6 protein-coding genes, 1 tRNA gene and 1 pseudogene are annotated in these 7,903 nt (G+C 70.7%); all 8 read left to right on the top strand.

Annotated features, from left to right (window positions below):
- A partial coding sequence (locus tag Q0A33_RS10205) for an IMP dehydrogenase (protein WP_291795874.1) occupies positions 1-546 on the top strand: 546 nt, incomplete at its 5' end.
- A gap of 243 nt (positions 547-789) precedes the next feature.
- On the top strand, positions 790-2,118 hold the full coding sequence (locus tag Q0A33_RS10210) for a hemolysin family protein (RefSeq protein WP_291795876.1): 1,329 nt from the start codon (positions 790-792) through the stop codon (positions 2,116-2,118).
- Positions 2,111-3,169 (top strand): hemolysin family protein, encoded by a 1,059-nt coding sequence (locus tag Q0A33_RS10215; RefSeq protein ID WP_291795878.1) that lies wholly within the window; start codon positions 2,111-2,113, stop codon positions 3,167-3,169. The genes Q0A33_RS10210 and Q0A33_RS10215 overlap by 8 nt, the downstream gene beginning before the upstream one ends.
- A gap of 247 nt (positions 3,170-3,416) precedes the next feature.
- Positions 3,417-4,334, top strand: coding sequence for a M15 family metallopeptidase (locus tag Q0A33_RS10220; protein ID WP_291795880.1), 918 nt, complete (start codon positions 3,417-3,419; stop codon positions 4,332-4,334).
- An 84-nt stretch (positions 4,335-4,418) separates the two neighbouring features.
- Positions 4,419-4,494 (top strand) — tRNA-Arg (locus Q0A33_RS10225).
- Between the two features lie 127 nt (positions 4,495-4,621).
- Complete coding sequence (argS, locus tag Q0A33_RS10230) at positions 4,622-6,262, top strand: arginine--tRNA ligase (RefSeq protein ID WP_291795883.1); 1,641 nt, start codon at positions 4,622-4,624, stop codon at positions 6,260-6,262.
- An 11-nt stretch (positions 6,263-6,273) separates the two neighbouring features.
- A complete protein-coding gene (lysA, locus tag Q0A33_RS10235) occupies positions 6,274-7,692 on the top strand; it encodes a diaminopimelate decarboxylase (protein WP_291795886.1) in 1,419 nt (472 codons plus the stop codon).
- A gap of 73 nt (positions 7,693-7,765) precedes the next feature.
- Positions 7,766-7,903, top strand: a pseudogene (locus tag Q0A33_RS10240) (homoserine dehydrogenase); the annotation flags it as partial.

A 7,903-nucleotide genomic window follows, 5' to 3' on the forward strand; every position in this document is an offset into this window, starting at 1 on the left:
GGCGCGATGTGCACCACCCGCATGATGACGGCCGTGGGCAGGCCGCAGTTCTCGGCGGTCCTGGATGCCTCCGCACGTGCCCGCGAGCTGGGCGCGCACGTGTGGGCGGACGGCGGGGTGCGCTACCCGCGCGATGTCGCCCTGGCCCTGGCCGCGGGCGCCTCGCAGGTGATGATCGGCTCCTGGTTCGCCGGCACCTTCGAGAGCCCCGGCGACCTGCTCACGGACGCGAGCGGCCGGCAGTACAAGGAGAGCTTCGGCATGGCCAGCGCACGGGCGGTCGCGGCCCGCACGCAGTCGGAGGAGTCCGCCTTCGAACGCGCGCGCAAGGGCCTCTTCGAGGAGGGGATCTCCTCCGGGCGCATGCCGGTGGACCCGCAGCGGCCCGGTGTGGAGGACCTGCTCGACCAGATCACCTCCGGTGTGCGTTCGTCCTGCACCTACGCCGGAGCGCGGACGCTCGAGGAGTTCCACGCCCGCGCGGTGGCGGGCGTGCAGTCCGCGGCCGGCTACGAAGAGGGCAGGCCGGTCCAGAGCGGCTGGTGAGGCCTCCGTCCGGAGCGGAGGCTGAGAGATCCACGTGAAGGCGGGGCGGGGACGGTGCAGAGACGCCCTCGCCCCGCCTTCCTCGGTAGGATGTCTCCATGACGAGTGACAGTCCGTGCCGGCGTGAAGCCGGCACCCCCACGTTCTCCTTCCGTCCCGTCGCGCGGCCGGTGCACACCGCACCCGCTGCGCCGCCCCGTCCCCGGCGGAGAATCCTCCGCCGCCGCGAGGTGAGCGCCTGAGATGGAGTGGCTCCTCCTCTGCCTCGCCCTCGTCCTCATCGGAGGCACCGGTGTCTTCGTCGCCGCCGAGTTCGCCCTCCTCACCCTCGACAAGCACACCGTCGAGAAGGCGGTGGCCGACGGCTCGCGGTTCGCGGGCACCATCCAGAAGGCCACCACCCACCTGTCCACCCAGCTGTCAGCGGCGCAGGTGGGCATCACGATCACCACTCTGCTCACCGGCTACCTCATGGAGCCGTCGCTGGGCGCCCTGCTCACACCGGTGTTCACCGCGCTGGGCGTGCCGGAGTCCGCGGCCGCGCCCGTGTCCCTGGGACTCGCGCTGCTGGTGTCCACGATCCTCTCGATGGTCATCGGGGAGCTCGTGCCCAAGAACCTCGCGATCTCCTCGCCCCTGCACGCCGCGCAGATCGCGGTGCCGCTGCAGTATGCGTTCTCCGTGGCGTTCAAGCCGGTGATCGCCGTGCTCAACGGCACCGCCAACCGCGCTCTGGTGTCCATGGGCATCGAGCCGCAGGAGGAGGGCTCGGCCGGTCGCTCGCCGGAGGAGCTCACCGCCCTCGTGCGCCACTCCGCGGAGGAGGGGACCATGGCCGAGCAGACCGCGGATCTTCTCGAGCGGACGCTCAGCTTCTCCGCACGCACCGCGGAGGACGTCATGACCCCGCGCACCCGGATGGTCTCCGTCGCCCGGGATGCGACCGCGGCGGACATCGTCGAGATCGCCCGCAGGACCGGCTACTCGCGATTCCCCGTGATCGGCGAGAACCGCGATGACGTCGTGGGCGTCGTGCACATCAAGTCCGCCATGTCCGTGCCGCTGGACAACCGTGAGGACGCCTATGCCGGCGGCCTCATGACCGAGGTGCAGCAGGTGCCGGAGACGCTGCCGCTCGACCGCCTGCTGCTGCGTCTGCGCGCGCGCTCCACGCAGATGGTGGTCGTCGTCGACGAGTACGGCGGCACCGCTGGTGTGGCGACCCTCGAGGACGCGGTCGAGGAGCTGGTGGGCGAGGTGGCCGACGAGCACGATCGCATGCGCGTCATGGTGCGCCCCGCGCGCGACGGCTCGTGGATCGTCCCCGGGCGGCTGCGCCCGGACGAGGTGGCGGCGGCGGTCGGGATCGAGATCCCGGAGGACTCCGAGTACGAGACGATCGCTGGATTCGTCATGCTCCGCCTCGGGCGCGTGCCGCAGGAGGGGGACGAGGTGCGACTCGAATCCGCCCGGCTGGTCGTCGAGCGCATGCACATGCGCCGGGTGGAGAGGCTGCGGCTCATCCCGGACCTCGTCGTCGCGACTCCGGGGGAGGTGAGCGCGCATGAGTGACTGGATGGGTCTCGTCTGGCTCGTGGTGCTGCTGCTGGGCAACGCGTTCTTCGTCGCGGCGGAGTTCGGCATCGTCTCCGCCAAGCGCTCGCAGATCGAGCCGTATGCGGACGGGGGCTCCAAGCGCGCGCAGACCACGCTGTACGCCATGAGCCACGTCTCGGTCATGCTGGCGATCTGCCAGCTCGGCATCACCGTCTGCTCGCTGCTGCTGGGCAATGTCGCGGAACCCGCGATCCACCATCTGCTGGTGGGTCCTCTCAGCGGTCTCGGCATCCCGGCCGGTCTCTCCGACGTCATCTCCTTCGTCCTGGCGCTGGCCGCCGTGACCTACCTCCACGTGGTGGTGGGGGAGATGATCCCCAAGAACATCGCCATCGCACTGTCCCGGCAGGCCGCGATGATGCTGGCGCCCCCGCTGGTGTTCCTCGCCCGGGTCTTCGGCTTCGTGATCCGGCCGCTCAACTCCTTCGCGAACGGCGTGCTGCGGCTGCTCGGCGTCACCCCCAGGGACGAGGTCAATGCGGCGTACACCGTCGAGGAGGTGCAGTCGATCGTCGTCGAGTCCCAGCGTGAGGGACTGCTGCGCGACGAGTCGGGGCTGCTCAAGGGCGCCCTGGAGTTCTCGGACAAGTCGGTGGCCGAGGCCATGGTCCCCCGGGCGGATCTCGTCACGGTCTCGGAGCAGGCCACCCCGGAGGAGGTCGAGGGACTGGTGGGCCGGACGGGGTACTCGCGGTACATCGTCACGGACTCCGCCGGCACTCCGCGCTCCTATCTCCACATCAAGGACCTCCTCTACGCGGACAACGAGGCGGACTACCGTGCTCCGGTGCAGTCCAAGCGCTTCCGCTCCATGACCTCGGTCGCCGCGGACGCGGAGATCGAGGACGCACTCGACGAGATGCGCAGTGCGGGCAGCCACGTGGCGCGGGTGCTCGACGCGGCGGGGGAGGCCGTGGGCGTGGTCTTCCTCGAGGACGTGCTCGAGGAGCTCGTGGGCGAGGTGGACGATGCCATGCAGCGGCACCGTGCCCGAGGCCTCCGCTGAGGCGGAGCAGCTGCGCTGTCGCTGCGGCCGGAGGGCTCTCCTCCGGCCGCAGCGCTCGTGACGCATGCCGTTCGTGGTGCACGCCGTTCATGGTGCACGCCGTTCATGGTGCACGTCACGGGATGTGGCATCGGATATATCAACTGGACGTCTTTGTAACGTTGTCGTTATAGTGTTGTGACAGATGGACGGAGACCCCGCTCAGCAGGGCGGGGTCGCACACTGTCGAGAGCTTTGGAGTGAGTGAATGGCCGAGGGAACCGCTGAACAGGTGTTCACCAGCCGTCGTGCCCGCCGCGAGGCGGAGGGACGCACCCGCCGTGAGACGCGGCGGACGTTCCGCACCGTGACGGAGGCGCCCGCCTCCGCGCAGGCGACGGACCAGGTGAACGCCGGCACGGTTGCCTTCCGCGGTTCGGACGGCTCCGTCGTCCGCTCCATGCGCCGCCGCCGTGCGGCGACGGTCTCCGCGCTGACCTCCGTGTCCGCGGCGGGTGTGGCGATCGCCGCCGTGCTCGTGGCCGGCAATGGCACCGGGCAGGCGCAGGCCGCAGAGGCTCCGGCCGAGGACGCTCCCCGCCTGACCGCTCTGGACGCGGAGTCCGTGAGCGCGGACGTCGCGGAGGCGGACGTCGCGGTGGGCAGCACGGCCTCGGGCTCCGTTCCCAGTGCCGAAGGCGGGAAGGCGGAGGCCGCGGGGCGCTCCATCACCAAGACGGTCCTTCCTGGCTGCTCAGCGGAGCACGACTGGGACGCGAACGTGAGCAACGGGCAGCTGCCCGAGGAGTGGCTGTGCGACCTGGGGATCGGCAAGCACCAGCTCCGCGCGGACGCGGCGGTGGCGTTCGCGAAGATGAATGCCGCCTACAAGGCTGACACCGGCAAGGAGTTCTCCATCACGGACTCCTACCGGAGCCTCGAGGGGCAGATCTCCGTGGCCGGCCGCAAGCCCGGTCTCTCCGCCCGCCCCGGCACCTCGCTCCACGGCTGGGGCATCGCCCTCGACCTCGGCGGCGGTGTCGAGAGCGAGTCCGGCCCCTGGAACTGGCTGGTGGAGAACGCCGGCGACTTCGGCTGGGAGAACCCGGACTGGGCGAAGTCCAGCAAGTACGAGCCCTGGCACTGGGAGTACGTCCCGGCGCGCGAGACGATCAAGGGCCACTGAGGGCCGTATGTGAGATATGCCACCGCATCCGGGCGGGTGCGGATATGACGGCGGAAGCCGGCGGTGCTAGAGTTGCACCGGTAAGCCCGCGTAGCTCAGTGGATAGAGCGTCTGCCTCCGGAGCAGAAGGTCGTAGGTTCGAATCCTGTCGCGGGCACCACGGAAGGCCCCTCACCTGGGAGAACAGGTGAGGGGCCTTCGTCATGCATCTTGCCGTGAACTGCGGGTTCGAGGCCTCCCGTGAGACCGATTGTCCGCGCGCACCGTCCACCCACTATCCTGTGCGGGTGACTCCGGAAGAACTCAGGGCTACCATCGCCCGCGCACTTGAGGAATACAGCACGCAGACCGGCACGGGGATCGAGGTGCCCGCCAAGCTCGTCGTCGAACGTCCCAAGAACCGCGACCACGGCGACTGGGCCACCAACGTGGCGCTGCAGACGGCGAAGAAGGCCGGGCTCGCCCCGCGCGATCTCGCGCAGGGGCTGGCTGCGATCCTCACGGACGTGGACGGCATCGAGTCCTGTGAGGTGGCCGGGCCCGGCTTCCTCAACATCACCCTCTCCGCCGGCGCCGCCGGGGCGCTGGCGGCGGAGATCGTGGCCGCAGGCAGCGACTACGGGCGCGGCGAGGCGCTGGCCGGGCACGTCGTCAACATGGAGTTCGTCTCCGCCAACCCCACCGGACCGCTCCACCTCGGCCACACCCGCTGGGCCGCGCTGGGCGATGCGATCGCCCGCGTCCTCGCCTTCGCCGGGGCGCAGGTCACCAGCGAGTACTACATCAACGACGCCGGCTCGCAGATGCTCGTCTTCGCGGACTCGGTGCTCGCCCGGATGAAGGGCCGTGAGGTGCCCGAAGGCGGCTACCCGGGCGCCTATATCCAGGACATCGCAGACCGGATCGCCCAGGAGCAGCCGGCGCTCGCGGACGCCTGCGAGGACACGATCCGCGAGGAGGTGCTGTCCCGCGCCTACGCGATCCAGCTGCAGGACATCAAGGACACGCTCGCGGAGTTCGACGTCCACTTCGACGTGTGGTTCTCCGAGAAGACCCTCCACGACTCCGGCGCGCTGGAGTCCTCCGTGGCGCGCCTGCGCGAGCAGGGCCACGTCTTCGACTCCGAGGGTGCCGTCTGGCTGCGCACCACGGAGTTCGGCGACGACAAGGATCGCGTCCTCATCAGGAAGGACGGCGCTCCCACCTACTTCGCCGCGGATGCCGCCTACTACCTGGACAAGAAGGACCGCGGCTTCGACGAGAAGGTCTACCTGCTGGGCGCGGACCACCACGGCTACGTGAACCGCCTCAAGGCGATCGCCGCCGCGGCGGGCGACGACCCCGAGCACAACATCGAGATCCTCATCGGCCAGCTCATCAAGGTCAACGGCGCCAAGCTGTCCAAGCGCGCCGGCAACATCATCGAGCTCCGCGATCTCGTGCAGTGGCTGGGCCGCGACGCCCTCCGCTACTCGCTGGCGCGCATCCCCGCGGACTCGCCGCTCACCCTGGACCCGGAGGTCCTGCGCTCGGCCAGCAACGACAACCCCGTCCACTACGTCCAGTACGCGCACGCCCGGTCCCGGGGCGTGGATCGGAAGGCCGTCGAGGCCGGCATCGATCCCGCCGGCTTCGACGCGACGACGCTCACGGACGAGACGGAGTCGGCGCTGCTCGCCGCCCTCGCGGACTTCCCGCGCGTGGTCGCCCAGGCCGCGGAGCTGCGCGAGCCGCACCGCATCGCCCGCTACCTCGAATCCCTCGCGGGCCTCTTCCACAAGTGGTACGACGCCTGCCGGGTGACCCCGCGGGCGGACGAGGAGATCGGCGCCGTCCACTCCTCGCGCCTCGTGCTCAACCGCGCCACCGCCCAGGTGCTGGCCAACGGCCTCCATCTCCTGGGCGTCTCCGCACCCGAGCGGATGTAGGGGAGGCGCGCATGCCCGCACACATCTCCGGCGTCATGCACGCCGGGCCCTCGCCGGTCTGGCTACCCTTCCCGGAGGACGTCAACGCCCTCATGCCCAGCCTGTGGTCCGCGCATGCGGCCAAGGACGCGCAGGGCGTGCTCACGATCGCCGGCCACCGGGTCACCGATCTCGCCCGCGAGTACGGCAGCCCGCTCTACCTGTTCGACGTCGAGGACTTCCGCGCCCGCGCCCGCGAGGCGGTCGGTGCATTCGCAGCCGCCTTCGAGCGGGTGGGCACGTCCTCGCGCACGTACTACGCCGGCAAGGCCTTCCTCACCGTCGCCGTCGCGCAGATGGCGGCGGCGGAGGGGCTGGGCATCGACACCTGCTCGCTCGGTGAGCTGCTGCTCGCCCGCCGCGCCGGCGTGGATCCGCAGCTGGTGGGCCTCCACGGCAACAGCAAGTCCGACGAGGAGATCGAGCTGGCCCTGCAGTGGGGGATCGGCCGGATCGTCGTCGACTCCCTGCAGGAGATCGACCGGCTCGAGGCGGCCGCGGCCCGGCTGGGCGTGCGCGCACGGGTGATGATCCGCGTCACCGCGGGCGTCGAGGCCCACACCCACGACTTCATCGCCACGGCGCACGAGGACCAGAAGTTCGGCCTCTCCCTGCAGTCCGGCGCGGCCGCAGAGGCCGCCGCCAGGGTCATCGCCGCGGACCACCTCGACCTCATCGGCCTGCACAGCCACATCGGCTCCCAGATCTTCGACGCCTCCGGCTTCGAGGTCGCCGCCCGCAGGATCGTGGCGCTCCGCGCCCAGCTCCGCAGGCGTCACGGCGTGGAGCTCGAGGAACTGGACCTGGGCGGCGGCCTCGGCATGCGCTACACCTCGCAGGACACGCCCCCGCCGCTGCCGGAGATGGCGGAGAAGCTCGCGGACGCCGTCGCCAAGGAGTGCGCGGACGCCGGGGACCCCCTTCCCGTGGTCTCCTTCGAACCCGGTCGCTCCCTCATCGGTCCGGCGATGTGTACGCTCTACCGCGTGGGCACCGTCAAGCCCGTGGAGACCGACCACGGCGTGCGCACCTACGTGTCCGTGGACGGCGGCATGAGCGACAACGTCCGCACGGCCCTGTACGACGCGGACTACTCGTGCACGCTCGCCTCCCGCACCTCCGACGCGGCCCCCGCAGTGGTCCGCGTGGTGGGCAGGCACTGCGAGAGCGGTGACATCGTCGTCCGCGACGAGTACCTGCCGGCGGACGTGGCTCCCGGCGACCTGGTGGCGGTTCCGGGCACCGGTGCGTACTGCCAGCCGCTGTCCTCGAACTACAACATGGCGCCGAGGCCGGGGGTGCTCGCCGTGCGCGAGTCCGCCGTGGAGTGGATGGTGCGTCCGGAGACGCTCGACGACCTGTTCGCACGGGACTGCGGTCCGCTCGCCTGAGCCGGCCGCGGCCGTGCCCGCGCCCGCTGCGGCGCGCACGGCCAAGGAGATCGCGATCGCTGAAGGGACGAAGATGGAGAAGCTGACCATTGCACTGCTGGGCGGAGGCGTCGTCGGCAGCGAGGTCGCCCGCACCCTCCTCGAGGACGCGGAAGCGCTCGCGGAGCGCGTGGGCGCTCCGCTGGAGCTGCGGAACGTGGTCGTCCGCGAC

The organism is Brevibacterium sp. (genome assembly GCF_022712115.1).
GTDB classification, from domain to species: domain Bacteria; phylum Actinomycetota; class Actinomycetes; order Actinomycetales; family Brevibacteriaceae; genus Brevibacterium; species Brevibacterium salitolerans.